The sequence below is a fragment of the Streptomyces sp. NPDC001514 genome (genome assembly GCF_053597075.1).
Map to the genome: position 1 here is coordinate 89,665 of NZ_JBSFHO010000007.1, position 17,984 is coordinate 107,648.

A 17,984-nucleotide genomic window follows, 5' to 3' on the forward strand; every position below is an offset into this window, starting at 1 on the left:
CTCATCCCTTGCTCGCCGACGTGCCGGAATTGCTGAACGCAGTGACACGCGCTCAGTTGTGTTCCCTCGAATTCCAGCGCGAGAGGAGCGCCGCCCATGACCACTGAGGAATACCTGGCAGCAATCCGCCGGCTGCTCACCGAATGCCGCCGAGAGATCCAAGGAGCCACCCACCGTGCATAACGCTGATGCTGCCGCGCACGCGCTGAATGTGCTTGCCTCGCACACGATCGTCCCAGCGGACGAAAAGGAGCGCACGGCCGTACTCCGGGCATTCGCTGTGATCGAAGAACTTGCCGCAATGTTCCGCCTTACAACGGAGGCAGCCCGCCATGCTCGCTGAACTTAACCACTATGAACGCCGCTTTATCTCCGATTTCTCAGACGCCATGTTGGCCTGCGTGACTGACCGGGATGGGCACTGGGAACCCGCCATGGTCGCCTATCGCGCTGTGTCTGCATGGCTTGCCGCGAATGGCCGCACGGAAATGCCGGTTGGTGTGTTTATGAAGCTGACACTCGTAACCGGCTACTCCATTACCCGCAAGCCATACAAGCGGATCCACGGTATCCGCCTGAACACCACCTGAAAGGAAAACACCATGACGAATAGCGTCCCCTGGTACATGCGCACCACCGACAGCACCAGCGCCGATAAGGGCTCGCCCGAGCGTCAGCGGGCCTATCTCGAAATGCTCGCTGCGCAGCACAACGAGGACGACGACGCGCAGATTGCCCACCTGGAGGCCATTGAGGCCCGTGGCATCACGCTGACCCCGTCCACTCGTATGTCTATGGGCTATTCGAAGAATGCCCGCACGGCCGCTCAGACCCTTAAGGAGAACCGATGAACGCCATTGAGAAGGCACGTGCTTCTGCTGAGACGGCCGCGCAGGAGCTAGCGAAGCTGGAGGCCGTTGAGGCTGAGAAGGCGGCGCAAGTTGCCGCACAGCGCGCTCAGCGCACCAAGGAATACGCCGCGCAGACCGTTGCCACCCTGCGTCAGCGCGATGACGAGAACCGTGCTGCCGAGGATGCCGCGCGAGAGCGGTACTTCGAGCTGATTTCGGCTGAGCCCTGGTTCATTGCCTTCTGTGAGTACCGGGCTCACCGCATGTACCGCTCGCACATTATGAGCGAGGCGCAGAACGCCAAGGTTGCTATTGGTGAAGACCCCATGTCCGTACCGGACAACCGAATGTATGACTCGCCGTTCATGGAGGACCTTGCCGCTTTCGCCGAGCAGCGCGCGAGCAATATTGCTGAGGCCATAGCAGCGAAGCGAGAGGCGGAGCGCGAGGCGTATGTCAGCGGGGGCGAAGCCTGATGGCCCAAGACGCTCTCGATCCCGGGCCGAACGGGGATTACCCGCACTTCCCCCGGCTGCCAGACGGCAGGCCCGCATGGTCGGATCTCTGCCCCGCTGATTACTACGGGAATCGGATGCCACGGGGCATGACCACGATTGTTCGGGACGGTCAGCGAATCATCATTGACCAGACTCCGCACGACGCGGACGGCAACCCAATCAATCCGCCGGTAATCGCGGCTACCTGACACACAGCGCTAAGGGCCGTGCCGCTGGTACCCAACCCAACGGCATGGCCCTTTCGTAAGCAATTCAGCCCTGAGCCGGCACACCCTTCCGGGCCCTAGGCAATTGCCTTATCCAACAGATACATGGGCTTGGCAGGCCAAGGGACGACCTTTCCGCTCAGGCTAGGCATGACCTTTCCACCCTCCCCACGATATTGCGAAAGAACGTCCGCCAGGCTTTCACAAGTAGACGTCCCCCAGGGGTCAGGCAAAAACACTGCGAACTGGTCAATTATGACGCATACGCCGCTCAGGTCACCTGGAGACTCAACGAGCATGATCTCCCTTCTCCCAACATTAGATTTCGGATTGAAGCCAATGAAGGGCGGACGAGAAGGGTTTTCGGGATCTCGGAGCAAGGCTCTAACGGGATCCAATTCCGGGCGAAGGATGTAACGCCAGCCAAGTGCCGTGAATGCCGCGAGGTAAGCCGACCGCACCCAGGAGACATCCGCACGGGTTGAGGAAAAGCGTTCGGAGAGCGTGAAGGAAAGGGATGCTGCTGCGTCGCTTTCCGATGCGCGGCGTAGGGCTTCCTCGTGGGCATCGACCATCACCGGGTTGTTTCGCTTGGGGACCCCCTGCAACAGCCAGCCGTTTCCAGCCCTCAGGACCTCCCCCCGTATGTCCACACCATCAGCTGTGAACGTTGCACGTATTGGACGGCTGGAGCCTTCGCCCATCAGAAGATCATGTATTGCAGCGCGGGTGATGGCATGGGAGTCAAAGTGCGTACCCGAATTGTTGTTGCAGGGTTTGCATGTGAGGAGGATTCCCTTCCCGCCAAGTCCGCTTGGTGGAACATGCTCGATGGTGAGTTCTTGCGCAGCGATCGCAGCGTAGGGTAGTGCGATGAGACAGCACGGGCACGCGTAATAGTCACCCTCGCTCGGCAGCCTATCGGCTAGCCCGATCTGCTCTAGTGCACGCCGAAATAGTGGCGCTCCCTCGCTGAACCATGTTTCTCGCTTGTCCACCGTTTCAGTATGACCGGCTGCGGATCCTGCTGTCCCGCCATTTGTCGATGATCTCGCATCGCCCTGGGCACCCGAGCAGCCGACCCGGGGGAGGACCCCCTCCCCGCCCCGAGGCAGCACGGCAGGGAGGCAAAAAGCTAGCCCCGCAACCTGAGGCGTTTGCGCGGGATGATCTCGACCCTAATTGGTCCCGATCACCTACTGGCCGGGGCTTTCCTATGCCCTGAGAGCACCCATGACCTCTGATTACAAGGCCCGCCTTGCTGCGTTACTGGCACTCAGCGACGAAGAGCTAGGCCGACCACTCTGGAAATGCAATTTCCCTGGCTGGCGCCTTTGCGCCCGCGTGCGCTGCTGCGAACTCGTCCAAGCTGCCGGATGCTCAGCGAGTATGGCCGCCGGTCTGCGCATGGCCGAAGAGGCCACGTACCCAAGTTCGTAGGTGCGAAGCCCCGTTTCCTGAGCCTTAGTTGACTGGGCAAACGGGCCCTGTCGTGTTTCGCTGGTTGTGCCGCTATCCCTGATTTGGATAGGCGCGGCCACTCTCATCTGCCACCACTGCGGATGCAGCCGTTTGCACTTCGACCCGCAGCATGGGCCATGGGGTTGGGCTTTCAGAACCCCCGCCAGTCAAGAGCATGTGCCGAACGTAGGCACCTACCAAATAGTCACGCTCAGCGAGTTGGCTGATGTGCTGCTGAATCATCTTCTCTGCATCACGGTTCTCGCGGACGCTATAGAGTTCCCCGGCTATGTCGAGGAAGTCTCTTAGTAGATCCATGAACTCGATGATCAGGTCTTCATCGTCATCGGACAAGCCGTCCGGCATGGCATACTCGAATGCGACACTTTCCTTAATCATGTTCCAGAGCGGGTTTCCGCGGGTGATTAGCTTCAAAACCCTGGGCTGAGGAAACATCGGATCTGGCACTAGTCTCAAGCGGTTCTCGTCCGTATCCCCCAAGGACCGCACCCATGCCTCATGTTCCGATTTGATTTTCCGTAGCAGCTCCACAGTGAAGTGTCCCGGTTGATCATCTACCCTTTTGTGATCCTTGCTGCACAGAAGGATCAGGTTCGTGTGGCTATCGAGCAGTCCATCCGCCAAGCCCCCCGCCCTAGGACCTCCCTTCGAACGTGCCACAATGTGCGCTTCCTCGCCGAATACCGACGGGTCATCTGACGCAGTGCCCGGCGTGACGACTTGTTCCCTACAAATGGCGCATCGACCGCCAGCCTGCACCCAAAGAATTTTCCTGGCCTTCTCGGAAATGCTCATGTTCCCCCCTTGGGAATGACTGATTCACCCAGGACTTGTGTGGAGTTCCGATTCAGCCGAGATAGGGTTGATCGCGATTCTCTAGGTAATGCGCCAGCCGTAGCCGCTGGGTGTGGTGCATGGGCAGCGCCTCCAGCTCGCTGGTGTCTACGAACCGGAGTTCTGTCGACTCGTCAGAGATGCTGAGATCCCCGCCGATGACGCGTGCCCGGAAACAGACGTTGAACTGTCGGCGCACTTCCCCATCGCTGTACTCGATGATGTGGCGCGGGTCCGTGTAGGTGCCGACAAGGCCCGTGACTTCTACGTCTAGCCCTGTCTCTTCCTTCACTTCCCGTACGGCCGTGCCGGGAAGCGAGTCAGTCATGTCCATTCCGCCACCAGGTAGCGCCCATAGATCGTTGTCCCGGCGGCGCTGTAGCAGGATTCGCCCCCGGCCATCGGTCACAACGGCTGAGGCCGCTACAACCATACTATTGGGCTTCGGGGCGTTCGGATCGTCGTAATACTCGGTTCGCGCCATGGGCTCAGACTTCCACGGGTCGAGCTGTCTCCCACACGGCATTGAAGCTTTCCGCGTAGGTGTCGAACATGCCGCCGCTGCCGTTCCGTCGAAGGTGCCAGACAGGCGCCCCGTAGGCGTTCACGCCCCACACATGAGCGTTGACCAGCACCTGATCATCAGCGCGATACAGGCTGTTGTAGAGAGTCGTTCCGTGCGTCCGCAGCTCTACCCCCGGAACGTCCAGCAACGGCCGGTAGTGCATCAGCGCGAGTCGGCAGCGGGACTCAATGCCGTGCCCAAATCGTTCCTCCTTGCCACGCTGCTGGACGTTGTCGCTGCCCGCGTCTCCCAGCGCGATCCTGACTGCGCATCCTTCTACGGCCTGTTCGCGCAACAGGTCATTCAGGCGGGGGTATGCCTCATGGAGGAACACAGCCGCATACACAAGCACGTCGATTCGCTCGCGGGCTTGGCTCATCAGGTCAATGAACGTGGAAACGGGGAGGTCTGCGCGCTGGTCGTACAGGGTGACCAGTTCGGGGCTGACGGCCCGTGCCGCACGTGCCTGCCTAAGCGCTGGCCAGAGTGCGTGAACGTCTTCCCTCAGGGCTTCGGCTGCCTTGAGCGCTGTCACGCGCCGGGGGGTGCGTCCCAGGTTCACCCATCGTTCGACGCTCTTCGGATCAACGCCCGTGGCGTCAGCGAGAGTTGCGTGCGTCCACCCGCCGGCTGTCATGGCGACCCGTAGGCGTTCGTTTGGCATGTCCCCTGCCCTTCCTGCACTCCGCACTTCCCAGGGACGTTCTACCCCTTCCGGGACGTCCCAAAGTGGGAAACGTACGTGGTTCCTACGTCCCGGGAATCGGCGTGACGATCACCGCTACGCGACCTGAGGGGACGACGCAGGATGACCAGCAAGACACAGGATCAGAGCACGGACGCAAGCAAGTGGGAGTACAAGACTTACGCGCCGAAGGGCGAGACGTGCCCGGCGTGCATGAAGCCCATCAAGAGTCTTGAGCTCTGCCATCGGGGAACCCTGGAAAGGCAGTCCGGTCCGCCAGTCGTCGTCTACCGGCATGCCGGGGGATGCCCGAGATGACGCGCAGTGCGTACCGGTTCGTAGAGCACACGATCCGCCATGCGCCGGAAGGTGGTGTCACGTACGAAGCGTTCTGCACTGCCCCCGGATGCGCCGCTGAATCCGGCTCTCAGGATGATCAAGAGGGGGCACAGGATTGGTGCCTTCGCCATACCGGCCGGACCGGTCACGACGTCTTTCGGCGGGTGTTCACCGATCACGCGAAAGTGACCCGCGCGGAGTAGTGCCCGGCCCGCTGAGTACGCCGACCCTCAGCGCGCCGGTACTGCCCCGTCCGTCTGCCGTCCCCCTGACAGGCGGGCGGGGCTTTGCGCCGTCTCGTCTAGCCATGGCCTCTCGTGCCTACCCGCCTATAGCCTCCGCATATGGACATTCAAGAGGTCAATGGGCAGTTGATCCGGACTCAGGCCGTCATTTACGACGGGGCTCCGCTTCCGCCGTGCTGCATCCCGTCGTGTGAACGCTCCGCTGATCATCGGCTCACCAAACGGCTCGGATGGTTCAAGAGACCACAAGAGCTGTTCGCGTGCTGGGAACACGTCGATGCGTCGCGCACCGCTTTGGCTATGCCCGGTCCCCAGGGACGTTGAAGGGAGGCCGCCAGCCAGTTGGAAGCCCGGTCCATGCGCTGACCCCGTGTGGACGGGGCTTCTCTGCGTTCGTTGCCCCTGGTCAACGGGCCCGCGATAACCTGGGGTTCCGTTGGTTCACGGGCAGGCGATGTCGCTCCAGATCTCGACGCGCATGTCTCCGCTCTCTGTTCTCTGCCTTCGGTCCGGACGGCCTGTCCGGACGGCGTACGGGCGCGGAGGGTCCCTCCGCTCACGCTCTCAACACGCACGGGGGCCGCCGCATTCCGCACGTTGCACGCGGATCCGGGCGCACATCCGGGACGGCACGGGCTCAGCGCGGCGTCGCCGACACCGGCACCGACACCGGCACCGGCACCGGCACCGGCGACCGTGGCGGCGGCCCGCCTTCGTCGCGGCGGTAGTGGCCCGGCGGCAGGCCGTACTCACGCTTGAACGCCTTGGCGAAGGCGAACTCCGACGTGTATCCGGCGCGCACCGCGACCGTGCGGAGCGGCGCGTCGGTCTCGCGCAGCAGCCGGCCCGCCGTGGTCATGCGCCACCAGGTGAGGTACGCCAGCGGCGACTGCCCGACCAGCGCCGTGAACCGGCGGGCGAAGGCCGCACGGGACAGCCCCGCCCGTGCGCCGAGCTCCTCCACCGTCCAGGGATGGGCCGGGTCGGCGTGCATGGCGTCAAGGGCGGCCGTCATGGCCGGGTCGCCGAGGGCCGCCGCCCAGCCCGTGGGCTCGCCGGCACGTTCCTGGAGCCACCAGGCGCGCAGCAGATACAGCAGCATGGTGTCGAGGAGCGCGGGCACGAGCGCGTCGGATCCGGGCTGCGGCGCTGCCAGTTCGGCACCGAGCAGCTCGACGGCCGAACGCAACGCGGGGTACTGGCCGACCCGGGCCGGGAAGCGGATCACCGGCGGCAGGTCGGTGAGCAGGGGGTGTGCCCGTGTCTTGTTCAGCTGGTAGGCCCCGCAGAGCAGGACCGCGGAGGGGCGCTCCGGTCCCGGCAGGGGGGACGGGGCGTCCGGCCAGCTGCCGTCGGATGCGAGGACGACGTCGTCGAGCGGCGAGTCGGGGTGGCCGGCGAGGCCATGGCCGCGACCGCGGGCAAGGAAGACCACGTCGCCGGGGCCGAGCTGGACCGGTTCCGCACCCTCCGGTGGCAGCAGCCAGGCCGAGCCCTCCAGCACCACATGGAATCCGGCGCCGCCTGCGGCGGGGAAGCGCAGGCCCCAGGGGGCGTACAGGACCGTGCGCGCCGAGTGGGGCCGTCCGACGCGCATGGCGGCGATCGCATCGCTCAAGACGTCCATGAACTCACTGTAACGCTGCGAGCGCGAGACGATCGGACATGAAGGGAAGCCTTTGGGACATGGATCGTCTTACTCTGCCCGCTTACGTTCGTACCCATGACCAGTCACACCATGACCAGAGCAGTCCTGTTCCACGACCTCGGAGGCCCCGAAGTCCTCACGGTCGAGGACGTGCCCCTACGCGAGCCGGGGCGGGGCGAGGTGCTGATCCGGGTCGAGGCCATCGGCCTCAACCGCGCGGACGCCCTCTTCCGTTCGGGCACGTACTACTACCGGCCAACCCTCCCGGGCTCCCGGATCGGCTACGAGGCGGCCGGCATCGTCGAGGCGACCGGCGACGGCGTCACCGGCTTCGCGCCCGGTGATCCGGTGCTGGCCGCGGCCAATTTCGACTTCGGTGTGCACGGTGTCCATGCCGAGCGGATCGTCCTGCCCGAAACCTCCGTGGTCGCCCGCCCGGACGGCACCGACGCGGTCACCGCGGCCGCCGTCTGGCTCACGTACTCCACCGCCTACGGCGGCCTGGTGACGACCGGCGGGCTGCGCCCCGGCGACCATGTGCTGATCACCGGCGCGTCCAGCGGGGTCGGGACGGCCGCGATCCAGACTGCGGCCCGCATCGGCGCGCTCCCCATCGCGACCACCCGTACCGACACCAAGAGGCAGCGGCTTCTCGACCTGGGCGCGGCCCATGTCATCGCGACCGACGAGGAGGACCTGGTGAAGGAGGTCGCGCGAATCACGGGCGGGCACGGGGCACAACTGGCCTTCGACGCGATCGGCGGCCCGGGCTTCGCCAGGATCGGCGACGCGCTGACGCCCGGTGGTGCGGCGGTGCTCTACGGCTGGCTCGACCCGCGCCCGAGCGAGCTGTCGAGGAACTGGCCGCACACCGTGCACACCTACAACAACCACGTGTACACGGAATCCGAGGCGGGTCGACGCCGTGCCGCCCACTTCATCGCGTCCGGGCTGCGCGACGGGTCGCTGTCCCCCGTCGTCGGCGCGACCTTCGACGGCCTGGAGCGGATCGTCGACGCCCACCGGCTGATGGAGTCCAACACCCACTTCGGAAAGATCGTGGTGAGCACCGGCTCGTGATCAGGACCCGTCGCGCAGGCCCTCCGGCCACGCGGGCCGGTACTCGATCCGGTCGAAGCTGACGACGCACCCCTCGCCCACCGGGGACTGCGCCATGAAGCCGACGAGCGCGGCCTCCGCCTGCTCCCGGCTGCCGAGCGTGAAGATGCGGACGAAGGTCCAGTGTTCGCCGTCCACCGAGGCGTGGAAGGCGAAGGCCGCTCCGGTGCGGCTGATCCGCAGCCAGGCGCTGTCGCCCTCCACGACGAAGGAGTTGGCGTCGTCGGAGTGGCCCCGCGTGACGACGGTGCAGATGGTCGGCTCGTCCGGGGACAGCTCCAGGCAGAGCTTGGCCCATTCACGCTCGGCAACATGGAGGTAGAGCACGCCCGCGTCGAAGGCTGCGCCGAAGCCCACCTTCACGCGGGCGATCAGCTGGAAGTCGCCCTCCGGCGCGCCGAGGAGCCGGGGCGCGTCGGAGGCCGGGTCCACGGCGTCGCCGGTGGGCGGGACGAAGCGGTCCTGACGTGCGCCCGCCCAGCCGGTGAGCATGCCGTTCTCGTACGACCAGTCGGCGTCCGGTCCGTACGGACGTAGGGAGAAGGGGAGTTCGGGCAGGGTGATCTCGTCGGTCACGCGGTCAGCTTTCCAGACCCTCCGGGCGCCCGTCGACCCGCCGCGGGAGGCCGAGCGGGTTGTCGTCACGCAGCTCGGGCGGGAGGAGCGCGGGCGGTGCCGACTGGTAGGTGACCGGGCGCAGCCAGCGTTCGATCGCCGTCGCACCGACCGAGGTGGAGGTGGAGGTGGTGGCCGGGTAGGGGCCGCCGTGGTGCTGGGCGGGGGCGACGGCGACTCCGGTCGGCCAGCCGTTGACCAGGACGCGGCCCGCGAGGGGCGTGAGGGCCGCGAGGAGCCCGGCGGCCTCGGGGTCGTCGTCGACGGTGTGGAGGGTGGCGGTGAGATTGCCGGGCAGCCGCGACAGGACACCGGTGATCTCGTCCTGCGCCGTGTAGCGGGCGACGACGGTGACCGGCCCGAAGCACTCCTCCAGCAGCAGGTCGTGCGGCCCTTCGGCGGCCAGGCGCTGTGCCGGTACGGTCAGGAAGCCCGCGCTCACGGTGTGCTCTCCGCCCGCGCCGGGCGTGACGGGCGCCTCGACGCCGTCCAGCGCGGCCCGCTCGGTGACACCCGTGACGAAGGCGTCCCGCATCCGGTGGTCGAGCATGACGCCGGGCTCGGTCTCGCTCACCGCGGCCGTCAGGGACTTGAGCAGCCGGTCGCCCGCGTCGCCCGCCGGGGCCAGGACGAAGCCGGGCTTGGTGCAGAACTGGCCCTCGCCCAGGGTCATCGATCCGGCCAGGCCCGTGCCGATGGCCTCCGCGCGCTCGGCGGCCGCGGCCTCGGTGATCACGACCGGGTTGAGGGAGCCGAGCTCGCCGTGGAACGGGATGGGCGTGGGGCGGGCGGCCGCCGCGTCGAAGAGGGCACGCCCGCCGCGTACCGAACCGGTGAAGCCGGCGGCCGCGACCAGCGGGTGGCGGACGAGCTCCACGCCCGCGTCGAAGCCGTGCACCAGGACCACGACGTCCTCCGGGAGCCCCACCTGACGGGCGGCCCTGCGCAGCAGCGCCGCGCACAGCTCGGAGGTGGCCGGATGGTCCGGGTGGGCCTTGACGACGACGGGGCAGCCCGCGGCGAGGGCGCTCACGGTGTCGCCGCCGGGCACGGAGAAGGCGAGCGGGAAGTTGCTCGCGGAGTAGACGGCCACGACCCCGAGGGGGATCTTCCAGCGGCGCAGGTCGGGCCACGGCGGGGTGCGGTCCGGGTCCGCGTGGTCGATCCGGATGTCGAGGAAGGCGCCCTCGTCGACGACGTCGGCGAAGGCCCGCAACTGGGCGGTGGTCCTCGCCAGTTCGCCGGTCAGCCGCGCGGGACCCAGCGCGGTCTCGGCGTCGGCGGCCTCGATGACGTGCTCGCCCGCCTCGTCGAGGAGGCCGGCGGCGGTTCGGAGGAGAGCGGCGCGTACCGTACGGTCGGCGAGCGCGGGGCGCGCGGCGTCGGCCGCCCGTACCGCTTGGTCGACCTCCTCGGCTGTGGCCTCCACCGCAACCTGCTCACGCGGCTTCCCGGTTCGGGGGTCCACACTCCAGACTGGTGCTGCTCCCACCGCGGCTTCCTTCCCGGAGTTGTTCGGTATTCTGAACAGAGTTCCCGATACTGAATGTATGGGGACTCTATTTCCGGGCGTTTGAAGGGGTCAAGGGCCATGGCAGCTGTCGAGCAGGGTGGGGCACAGGTCAAGTCCGCAGTGCGGACGGTGGAATTGCTTGAGTACTTCGCAGGACGTCCCGGTATGCACTCGCTCGCCGCCGTGCAGGAGGCCGTCGGCTACCCCAAGTCCAGCCTCTACATGCTGCTGCGCACCCTCGTCGAGCTGGGCTGGGTGGAGACGGACGCGACGGGCACGCGGTACGGCATCGGCGTACGCGCCCTGCTCGTCGGTACGTCGTACATCGACGGCGACGAGGTCGTCGCGGCCGCCCGGCCCACCCTGGACCGGCTCTCGGACGACACCACCGAGACGATCCACCTGGCGCGCCTCGACGGCACGAACGTCGTCTACCTCGCCACCCGCCAGTCCCAGCACTATCTGCGCCCCTTCACCCGCGTCGGCCGCCGGCTGCCCGCCCACTCGACCTCGCTCGGCAAGGCGCTGCTCGCCACCCACAGCGACGAGCAGGTCCGCAAGATGCTCCCGGAGACGCTGCCCGCGCTCACCGAGCACACGATCACGGACCGGGAGCAGCTCATCGAGGAGCTGCGGCAGATCCGCGAGCAGGGCTACGCCGTGGACCGCGAGGAGAACACGCTGGGCCTGCGCTGCTTCGGCGTCGCGATCCCGTACCGCACCCCGGCGCGCGACGCGATCAGCTGCTCGGTGCCGGTGGCCCGGCTGACCCCGGCGCACGAGCAGATGATCAAGGACGCACTGTTCGACGCGCGGGACCGGCTCACGCTGGCGACGCGGCGGCTCTGATGGAGGTGACCCTGCGCGAGGTCGAGGCACCGGACCTCGATCTGTTCTTCACGCACTTCCAGGACCTCGAAGCGAAGCGCATGGCGGCTTTCGGGCCCGCGGGGCCGGTGGACCGTGCCCGCTTCGACGCGCACTGGGCGCGGATCCTCACCAACGAGGTCGTACGGACCGTGCTCGCCGACGGTGAGGTCGTGGGGAGCGCCTGCGTGTACGGGGAGCCGGGCGACCTTCAGGTGACCTACTGGATCGACCGCGCCCACTGGGGGCGCGGTGTCGCCACCGAGGCACTGCGGGCGCTGCTCGCTCTCGTACCGGAGCGTCCGCTGTACGCCCGCGCCGCCGCCGACAACGGGGGCTCCCTGCGCGTCCTGGCCAAGTGCGGCTTCGCCGTCACCGGCCACGACCGCGGTTTCGCCCATGCCCGCGGCGAGGAGACCGAGGAGCTGATCCTCACGCTCGGCGGCTGAGGCGCGGGCGCCGCCCCGGTCGGCCGGCCGATGCGCGGGTCCGCCGCACGGCGGAGAGGGTTCCTCTCCAGGCAGGAGGTGGCGCGGGCGGCGGGCCGGAAGCCTGGGTGTCATGACACAGACACCGGCACAGACACCGCTCGACGCCGTCCGCGTTCCGCCCGCGCCGCGCCTCGGCCAGGGCCGCAGGCTGCTGCGCGCCCTCGCCATCGTGTCCTGCGCCCCGTACATCTCGCTCAAGATCGCCTGGGTGGCGGGCAGCGAGATCGGCATCCCCGAGGGCAGTGGACTCCTGGACCACCGCGTGCAGATGGCCGTCGTGAACAGCATTACGGTCCTGATGGACGCGGCCGTCGTCGTCCTCGCGCTGCTGCTCACCCAGCCCTGGGGGCTCCGGGTGAGGTCGTGGCTCCTGGCGTTCCCCATGTGGGTGGCGACCGGCCTGCTCACCCCGATCATGGTGGGATTCCCGCTCCAGCTGCTGGTGGCCCTCGGCGGCGGCACGACGGCGCAGGACGCTCCGAAGGAGCCGTTCCTCGACGAATGGGTCTTCGGCGTCGTCTACAGCGGGTTCATCGTGCAGGGACTGACACTGGGCACGCTCTTCGTGCTGTACGCCCGCGGCCGCTGGGGGCACGTGTGGCGCGGAACGGTCTGTGATCTGACCACCGCCGTGACCGGGCCCCGGATGCGGGCGACCGCCCTGGCCGGGTCGGTGCTCGCGCTGTTCCCCGCCGTCATGCATCTGCTGTGGGCGGCCGGTTCGACGGCCGGACTGTCCCCGGCAAGGCTGGACCAGCGCACCACCGACTTCTATGTACTGGAAGGCGTCCGGGTGCTGTTCGTGGTGGTCGCCGTGACGGGCGTGCTGCTCCTCGCCGTCCGGCGCGGGCCGCAGCTGCGGGTGCGGACACCGCTGGCGCTCGGCTGGGTGGGTTCCGGAGTCATGGGCGCATGGGGCGGCTTCATGCTGCTCGTCACGCTGATGCCCGAGGCCGATCCGGACAAGGCGGCCACAGCGCTGATGACCCTGACCTACGCTGGGGAAATGATCACCGGACTGCTGCTCGCCACCGGCATCGCGTCCTTCCTGCGGCGACGCGGCGCGTGACGCGCGTGCTCAGGGCGCTGTTCGGGGCTCTGTTCGGGGCGCGGGCCCGGCTGCGCTGGGCCCATCTGATCCTGGGCGGCGCACTGTTGATGCCGTACTGGCTGCTGGGCACGGTCGTCATAGGCCCGCTCGTGGACACTCCGGGCCTGTTCCGCGGCTCCCTGGCCGTGCAGTTCGGGGCGTACGGGATCGCCCTGCCGCTGGCCGCGATCAGCGCGCTCTTCCCGCTGGCCCGGCCGCTGTCGGTGGCTGCGGCCCGCGCGATGTGCGGGGTGGCGGCGGACCGGTTCGCGGACGGGCCGGCGCGGACCCGGCAGGCCAGAGCCCGTACCGCCGCCTGGTACACGCTCCACTTGGGGCTCGGCGGCCTGGTCAGCGGGGCGACCCTGGCGCTGCCGCCGTTCGCGGTGGCGATCATGGTGCTGCCGTTCTCCGCGTCGCTGCGCGAGTCCGCGCTCGCGGAGCTCTGGTCGCTGAACGAGTCCTGGGTCGTGTACGCGGGCCTGCCCGCGGGGCTGCTGATGCTGCTCGCCCTCGCGGCATGCGCGGCCGGAGCCGGAGCGCTGCTCGCCCGCCAGGCGCCGCTGCTGCTGGGCCCGACGCCCGAGGACCGGCTGGCGGCGGCCGAGCGGCGGGCCGCCGAACTCGCCGTCCGCAACCGGCTCGCGCGTGAGCTGCACGACTCGGTGGGCCATGCGCTGAGTGCGGTGACGCTCCAGGCCGGTGCCGCCCGCAAGGTCCTGGACAGCGATGTGGAGTTCGTACGGGAGGCGCTGGCGGCGATCGAGGAGACCACGCGGCGGACGGTGGGCGAACTCGACTCGGTCCTCGGCCTGCTGCGGAAGGGAGAGGACGACGGCGAGCTGGCCACGCCGGGGCTCGACGCGCTGGACGGGCTGCTGCTCGCACACGCCGGACAGAACGTGGCGTACGAGGCGTCGGGCGACCCGGCCGCCGTACCCGAGGCGGTCTCCCGCGAGGCGTACCGGATCGTCCAGGAGGGACTGAGCAACGCGCTGCGGCACGGCGGCGCCGTGCCCGTGTCACTTCATGTGCACGTACACGACGAGGAGTTGGAGCTGATGATGGAGAACCCGCTGCCCGAGCGGGCACCGGTGGTACGCCCGGGCGGCGGACGTGGCCTGCGCGGCATCGCCGAGCGGGCCACGCTGCTCGGCGGCCACGCCGAGGCAGGGCCGTGCGACGGCCTGTGGCGGCTGACGGCCCGCATCCCGCTGGGCGGTGCACGGTGAGCGCGATCCGGGTCGTCGTCGCCGACGACGAGCGGATGGTCCGCGCCGCACTGCGGGTCATCCTCGACGCCGAGCCGGACCTGGACGTGGCCGGGGAGGCGGCGACGGGTGCCGAGGCGGTCTCGGTGGTGCGCGAGCTGCGGCCCGACGTGGTGCTGATGGACGTCCGCATGCCGGAGATCGACGGCATCGGGGCCACCCGGCAGATCCTCGGCTCGATGGACGAGCCCCCGCGGATCGTGGTCGTGACGACCTTCGAGAACGATGCGTACGTGTACGACGCCCTGCGGGCCGGCGCCGCGGGCTTCCTGCTCAAGCGGGCCGCGGCGGAGGACCTGGTGGCTGCGGTCCGGCTCGTCGCCCGCAGCGACTCGCTCCTCTACCCGGCCGCGCTCCGCGGCCTGGCCGCCGCTTACGGCACCCGCAAGGCCACCCCGCCGCCGTGGGCCGCGCGCCTGACGGAGCGGGAGGCGGACGTGCTGCGCCTCATGGCGACGGGCCTGACGAACGCGGAGATCGCCGAGCGGCTGCGGGTCGGCCCGGCGACGGTGAAGACGCATGTGGCGGCCGTCCTGGCGAAGACGGGCACCCGGGACCGTACACAGGCGGTGATCGCGGCGTACGAGTCGGGATTCATCACCCCGCGCTGAGCCGCCCGCCCGCCCGGGCCGGATGAGGATTCCCTGAGAAACCCGACAGACCGGAACGGATCCGTCCAGGCCGCTCGTCCTCCGTTGGGATGAACAAGACGATCAGGCGCGCCGCGGTCTTCAGCCTGCTCCTGGTGCTCGCCCTGCTGGTGCGGGCCACCTGGGTGCAGGCGTACAAGGCCGAGGCCCTCGCGGACGACAAGCACAACCGGCGGAACACCATCGCGCAGTACGCGCAGCCGCTCGGCGACATCGTCGTGGCCGGCTCGCCGGTCACCGGCTCGAAGAGAACGGAGGGCAGCGATCTCGACTACAAGCGCACGTACACGGACGGCGAGCTGTACGCGCCCGTCACCGGCTACAGCTCGCAGGCGTACGGCGCCACGCAGCTGGAGGGCATCTACAGCGACGTGCTCGACGGCACCGACAACCGGCTGAGGAACCCGCTCGACGTGCTCACCGGCAAGCAGGCCCAGCCCGGTGACGTCCTCACCACGATCGATCCGGCCGTGCAGAAGGCCGGCTTCGAGGCGCTCGGTGACAAGAAGGGCGCCGCGGTCGCGATCGACCCGAAGACCGGGCGGATCCTGGGGCTGGTGAGCACCCCGTCGTACGACCCGTCGAAGGTCAGCGGTACGACGGACGGCGACGCGTGGAAGCGGCTCACCGGGGACGAGGACCAGCCGATGCTCAACCGGGCGCTGCGGCAGCCGCTGCCGCCGGGCTCCACGTTCAAGCTGGTGGTCGCGGCGGCGGCGCTGGAGGACGGGCTGTACTCCTCGGTGGACGAGCGGACGGACAGCCCGTCCCCGTACACCCTCCCGAACACCCGGACCGTGCTGGAGAACGAGAACAAGTCCGCGCCCTGCGAGAACGCGACGATCCGCACGGCGCTGCAGTACTCCTGCAACAACGTCTTCGGGAAGATGGCCGCCGACCTCGGGCAGGACAAGGTCCGGGCGATGGCGGAGAAGTTCGGCTTCAACGACGGCGAGCAGGACGTGCCGGTGCGTGCCACGAAGAGCCTGTACCCGTCCGGTATGGACGCGGCGCAGACGGCGCTGACGGGTATCGGTCAGTTCGATGTGACGGCCACTCCGCTGCAGATGGCGATGGTGACGGCAGCCCTGGCCAATGATGGCCTCATGGCGTCCCCGCACATGGTTTCCCAGGTGGTGGACGCGGACGGCAACACTCTGCAGAGCTACGAGGACGCCGACTCCGAGCGGATCGTGTCCTCCGCCACGGCGGAGCAGTTGCGCAGCGCCATGGTCACGGTCGTCGAGGACGGCACGGGCAGCAACGCACGGATCGACGGCGCCGAGGTGGGCGGCAAGACGGGCACGGCCCAGCACGGCGAGAACAACAGCAAGACGCCGTACGCCTGGTTCACGTCGTACGCGAAGGACACGAAGAGCGGCGAGGAGGTGGCGGTCGCGGTGATCGTCGAGGACTCGGGCGCGGCGCGCTCGGAGGTCAGCGGCAACGGGCTGGCGGCGCCGATCGCGCAGAAGATGATGAAGGCGGCGCTGAAGTAGCCCCCGGCTGCGGGCCGGGGCGGGGTGCACGGTATGCAGGGGTCGTTCAAGCGTCAACACCCCTCAACACCCCTTGTCTGCGGAGGACTTCTGTGCGCGCCCTGCCCCGATCCCTGTCCGGCTGGACCATGGCGGTGTTCGGCGTCCTCGCCGCCGCCCTGGGTGTGGTGGGCCTGATCGCCCCCGACGTTCTGATCCGTCTTATGGGCTTCGAGCCCATAACCGACTCCAGCCGCGCGGAGGGCGACCACACCCTGGTCTTCCTCACCGCGTCCTCGATGGCCGCGGTCAATATGGGCGTCTACTACATCCTCGCGTCCCTGGCCGACTGGAAGCCCTTCTTCCGCTGGACGGTCCCCTTCCGTCTGCTGACCTGCACGGTCTTCACCCTCGCGGTGATCGGCGGACGCGCCCCGTCCGGCTTCCTGGGCGTGGGCCTGTGGGAGGGCGCGGGCGCGCTGGTGACGGGCGCGGCGCTCTGGTACGAGGGCAGGGGTGCCCGGCAGCCCGCGTGACGGCGGCGGGCCAAGAGGTCACGCCGTACCGGCCGGGCGGGCCGTCCGGATGTCCAGGGCGGCGCGGAGCCAGTCGTGGGAGGCTCCGGGAGTCGGCTGCGACGGGCCGGACAGTTCGGCGACGAGTTGCCAGTAGTGGTCGATCCGGGGATCGGTGGCGAGCTCACCGCTGAGCCGACGGCGGAAGGCGGGAGTGTCGCGCAGGCCGCATGAGTGGGCGTAGGCGGAGACGAAGCAGTCGAGTGCCTCGCCCTCGTGCGGGGGCCGCTCCTCCCGCAGGTCCGGCGCTGCCAGCGCGAAGGCCTCGCGGAGACCGTCGTAGAGCACGGCCGGACGGTAGCCCTTGTCGGGCTGGTGGGCGGCGGGACGGCTGGGTTCGGTGCCGCGGCAGTCCCGGGAGACGAAGGCGTGCAGCCGGGCGAAGGCCAGTACCTGCGCCGGGGTCGGATCCGCGGGGGGCTGCGGAACGGCCTCATCGATGATCGCCGAGACCAGCCGGGCCGGCATCCGCGCGGGCAGCCAGCGCCGCCAGAAGCGCGCCGGCGCGGCCGTGCTGGGCGGGACGGACATGGCGCCGATCAGGTGCAGCCGGTCGGCGCGTTCCTCGGGGGTGCAGTCCTGGAGCAGCCGGAGGGCCGCCTCCCGCCAGCGCAGGGCGGACAGCCGCGTGCCGAGCTCCCGGAGCTGTCCGGCGACGACGTCCTCCAGTGCGTCCTCCTCGTCGAGGATCCGGCCCACGTCCGGGACCGGCAGGTCGAGGGTGCGCAGCGAGCGGATCGTCCGGAGCCGGTCGAGCGCCTCGGGGCCGTACCGGCGGTGGCCACCGGCGCTGCGGGCGGCTTCGGGCAGCAGGCCGCGGTCGGAGTAGAAGCGGACGGTCTTGACGGTGACGCCCGCACGTTCGGCGAGCTCGCCGATGCTCAACATACCGTCAGGTGACAAGGCTTGATCCTCCCTCAGGGGGAGTTCCTACCGTACCGG

20 protein-coding genes are annotated in these 17,984 nt (G+C 68.6%); 12 read left to right on the forward strand and 8 right to left on the reverse strand.

Annotated features, from left to right (window positions below; genetic code table 11):
- The first annotated feature begins 332 nt into the window (after positions 1–332).
- The 3 genes from ACWCXB_RS10420 to ACWCXB_RS10430 are packed head-to-tail and all read left to right on the forward strand — an operon-like array spanning position 333 to position 1,327.
- A complete protein-coding gene (locus ACWCXB_RS10420; RefSeq protein WP_450721123.1) occupies positions 333–590 on the forward strand; it encodes a hypothetical protein in 258 nt (85 codons plus the stop codon).
- Between the two features lie 12 nt (positions 591–602).
- Positions 603–851 (forward strand): hypothetical protein, encoded by a 249-nt coding sequence (locus tag ACWCXB_RS10425; RefSeq protein WP_450721125.1) that lies wholly within the window; start codon positions 603–605, stop codon positions 849–851.
- Complete coding sequence (locus ACWCXB_RS10430; RefSeq protein WP_450721127.1) at positions 848–1,327, forward strand: hypothetical protein; 480 nt, start codon at positions 848–850, stop codon at positions 1,325–1,327. Before ACWCXB_RS10425 ends, ACWCXB_RS10430 begins: the two co-directional genes overlap by 4 nt.
- 325 nt (positions 1,328–1,652) lie before the next feature.
- On the opposite strand, the gene ACWCXB_RS10435 is transcribed toward ACWCXB_RS10430, so the two are convergent.
- From ACWCXB_RS10435 to ACWCXB_RS10450, 4 genes are all read right to left on the reverse strand, one after another.
- The gene (locus ACWCXB_RS10435; protein WP_450721129.1) at positions 1,653–2,573 is read right to left on the reverse strand and encodes an HNH endonuclease; all 921 of its coding nucleotides are present in this window, start codon (positions 2,571–2,573) and stop codon (positions 1,653–1,655) included.
- Positions 2,574–3,087: 514 nt separating this feature from the next.
- Positions 3,088–3,852: an HNH endonuclease gene (locus ACWCXB_RS10440; protein ID WP_450721131.1), complete on the reverse strand. Its 765-nt coding sequence runs from the start codon at positions 3,850–3,852 to the stop codon at positions 3,088–3,090.
- A 52-nt stretch (positions 3,853–3,904) separates the two neighbouring features.
- Complete coding sequence (locus ACWCXB_RS10445) at positions 3,905–4,375, reverse strand: NUDIX hydrolase (RefSeq protein WP_450721133.1); 471 nt, start codon at positions 4,373–4,375, stop codon at positions 3,905–3,907.
- Between the two features lie 4 nt (positions 4,376–4,379).
- Positions 4,380–5,120: an XRE family transcriptional regulator gene (locus ACWCXB_RS10450; RefSeq protein WP_450721135.1), complete on the reverse strand. Its 741-nt coding sequence runs from the start codon at positions 5,118–5,120 to the stop codon at positions 4,380–4,382.
- A gap of 335 nt (positions 5,121–5,455) precedes the next feature.
- Here ACWCXB_RS10450 and ACWCXB_RS10455 point away from each other — a divergent pair, with 335 nt between their 5' ends.
- Positions 5,456–5,683 (forward strand): DUF7848 domain-containing protein, encoded by a 228-nt coding sequence (locus tag ACWCXB_RS10455; protein WP_450721137.1) that lies wholly within the window; start codon positions 5,456–5,458, stop codon positions 5,681–5,683.
- Between the two features lie 679 nt (positions 5,684–6,362).
- Here ACWCXB_RS10455 and ACWCXB_RS10460 read toward each other — a convergent pair.
- Positions 6,363–7,352 carry an AraC family transcriptional regulator gene (locus ACWCXB_RS10460; RefSeq protein WP_450721139.1) on the reverse strand — a complete coding sequence of 330 codons (990 nt, stop codon included), beginning with the start codon at positions 7,350–7,352 and terminating at the stop codon, positions 6,363–6,365.
- 96 nt (positions 7,353–7,448) lie between these two features.
- Here ACWCXB_RS10460 and ACWCXB_RS10465 point away from each other — a divergent pair, with 96 nt between their 5' ends.
- The gene (locus ACWCXB_RS10465; RefSeq protein ID WP_450721141.1) at positions 7,449–8,453 is read left to right on the forward strand and encodes a zinc-dependent alcohol dehydrogenase family protein; all 1,005 of its coding nucleotides are present in this window, start codon (positions 7,449–7,451) and stop codon (positions 8,451–8,453) included.
- Here the strand turns inward: ACWCXB_RS10465 and ACWCXB_RS10470 are convergent, their stop codons facing one another.
- Together ACWCXB_RS10470 and ACWCXB_RS10475 are read right to left on the reverse strand one after the other, a co-directional pair.
- Entirely contained in the window at positions 8,454–9,068 is a 615-nt protein-coding gene (locus tag ACWCXB_RS10470; protein ID WP_450721143.1) for a DUF1349 domain-containing protein, read from the reverse strand.
- 4 nt (positions 9,069–9,072) lie between these two features.
- A complete protein-coding gene (locus ACWCXB_RS10475; RefSeq protein WP_450721145.1) occupies positions 9,073–10,599 on the reverse strand; it encodes an aldehyde dehydrogenase (NADP(+)) in 1,527 nt (508 codons plus the stop codon).
- 99 nt (positions 10,600–10,698) lie between these two features.
- On the opposite strand from ACWCXB_RS10475, the gene ACWCXB_RS10480 reads away from it, so the two are divergent.
- The 7 genes from ACWCXB_RS10480 (at position 10,699) to ACWCXB_RS10510 (ending at position 17,003) form a co-directional block, all read left to right on the forward strand.
- A complete protein-coding gene (locus ACWCXB_RS10480) occupies positions 10,699–11,469 on the forward strand; it encodes an IclR family transcriptional regulator (RefSeq protein ID WP_351225252.1) in 771 nt (256 codons plus the stop codon).
- Positions 11,469–11,936: a GNAT family N-acetyltransferase gene (locus tag ACWCXB_RS10485; RefSeq protein ID WP_450721147.1), complete on the forward strand. Its 468-nt coding sequence runs from the start codon at positions 11,469–11,471 to the stop codon at positions 11,934–11,936. Before ACWCXB_RS10480 ends, ACWCXB_RS10485 begins: the two co-directional genes overlap by 1 nt.
- Positions 11,937–12,048: 112 nt before the next feature.
- Positions 12,049–13,047 carry a hypothetical protein gene (locus ACWCXB_RS10490; protein ID WP_450721149.1) on the forward strand — a complete coding sequence of 333 codons (999 nt, stop codon included), beginning with the start codon at positions 12,049–12,051 and terminating at the stop codon, positions 13,045–13,047.
- Positions 13,044–14,300, forward strand: coding sequence for a sensor histidine kinase (locus ACWCXB_RS10495; protein WP_450721151.1), 1,257 nt, complete (start codon positions 13,044–13,046; stop codon positions 14,298–14,300). The genes ACWCXB_RS10490 and ACWCXB_RS10495 overlap by 4 nt, the downstream gene beginning before the upstream one ends.
- A gap of 35 nt (positions 14,301–14,335) precedes the next feature.
- Complete coding sequence (locus tag ACWCXB_RS10500; protein ID WP_450721354.1) at positions 14,336–14,950, forward strand: response regulator; 615 nt, start codon at positions 14,336–14,338, stop codon at positions 14,948–14,950.
- Between the two features lie 89 nt (positions 14,951–15,039).
- A complete protein-coding gene (locus tag ACWCXB_RS10505) occupies positions 15,040–16,488 on the forward strand; it encodes a peptidoglycan D,D-transpeptidase FtsI family protein (RefSeq protein WP_450721153.1) in 1,449 nt (482 codons plus the stop codon).
- A gap of 128 nt (positions 16,489–16,616) precedes the next feature.
- Positions 16,617–17,003, forward strand: a complete 387-nt coding sequence (locus tag ACWCXB_RS10510; RefSeq protein WP_450721356.1) for a hypothetical protein — start codon at positions 16,617–16,619, stop codon at positions 17,001–17,003.
- A gap of 18 nt (positions 17,004–17,021) precedes the next feature.
- Here ACWCXB_RS10510 and ACWCXB_RS10515 read toward each other — a convergent pair whose 3' ends face one another.
- Entirely contained in the window at positions 17,022–17,930 is a 909-nt protein-coding gene (locus ACWCXB_RS10515; protein ID WP_450721155.1) for a helix-turn-helix domain-containing protein, read from the reverse strand.
- Positions 17,931–17,984: the final 54 nt, after the last annotated feature.